Annotated in this window: 1 protein-coding gene and 1 pseudogene; both read right to left on the bottom strand. The window is 68.8% G+C overall.

Annotation, left to right across the window (positions count from 1 at the left end):
- Window positions 1-275 (bottom strand): annotated as a pseudogene (locus EIL87_RS22955) (electron transfer flavoprotein subunit alpha/FixB family protein); the annotation flags it as partial.
- A 32-nt stretch (window positions 276-307) separates the two neighbouring features.
- Window positions 308-1075: electron transfer flavoprotein subunit beta/FixA family protein (locus tag EIL87_RS22950; RefSeq protein WP_199740574.1), on the bottom strand; the 768-nt coding region annotated here is incomplete at its 5' end.

The raw sequence follows: 1075 nt of genomic DNA, 5'->3' as shown, positions 1-1075 counted from the left end.
ACCAGCACGGCCGCCGGGCTCACCGAACCGGCCAGCTTCTCCAGCACGTCGACCTGCGGCGTCACCAGGTACTCGGCGGCCTCGGCGGACTCGGCCGCGTAGACCTTCGCCGCGCCGTAGGAGCTCAGCGCCTCGGACAGCTTGCCCGCGGTGCCCGGCTCGCCGACGACGACCGCCGACGGCTCGCCGAGACGACGCGCCGCGGTCAGCAGCTCGTACGTGACCTTCTTGACCTCGCCGTCCACGTGATCGACGAGGACCAGAACCTCAGCCATGAATCAATGCCTCCTCGAAAACCGTGAACGACTCAGAGCAGCTTCTCGCCGGCCAGGAACTCGGCGACTCCCACGCCGCCCTCTCCCTCGTCGGTGACCTTCACACCACCGGACTTCGGCGGCTTCGGAGCGGACTCGACGACCTGGGAGGCGGCGTTGGCCAGCCCCACCTCGGACGCGTCGATCCCCGCGTCGGCCAGCGTCAGGGCGCTCACCGGCTTCTTCTTCGCGGCCATGATGCCCTTGAAGGAGGGGTACCGCGGCTCGTTGATCTTCTCGGTGACCGACACGACGGCCGGCACGGCCGCCTCGACGGTCGTGATGCCCGCGTCGGTCTCCCGCTCGATCTTCACCGACGAACCGTCGGTCTCGACCTTGCGCGCGAAGGTCAGCTGCGGCCAACCCAGCACCTCGGCGACCATCGCCGGCACCGCACCGGAGCGACCGTCGGTCGCCTCGTTGCCGGCGATGACCAGGTCGACACCCTCCACGGTGCCGATGACCTTGGCCAGCGCCTTGGCGGTGGCGGGCGCGTCCGTGCCGTGCAACGCCTCGTCGGAGAGGTGCACCGCCTTGTCCGCACCCATCGACAGCGCCTTGCGGATGGCATCCGTGGCGCGGTCCGGGCCCATGCACACGACGGTCACTTCGCCGCCCTGGGCCTCCTTGATCAACAGCGCTTCCTCCACCGCGCGCTCGTTGATCTCATCCAACACGGCATCCGCCGACTCGCGGTCCAACGTGTGATCCGCAGCAGACAGCTTCCGTTCGGAATACGTGTCGGGCACCTGCTTAACCAG

The organism is Saccharopolyspora rhizosphaerae (assembly GCF_003931915.1).
Classification (GTDB): domain Bacteria; phylum Actinomycetota; class Actinomycetes; order Mycobacteriales; family Pseudonocardiaceae; genus Saccharopolyspora; species Saccharopolyspora rhizosphaerae.
The sequence above is the reverse complement of the archived record's forward strand: the minus strand, read 5'-3'. Positions and strand labels throughout refer to the sequence as shown.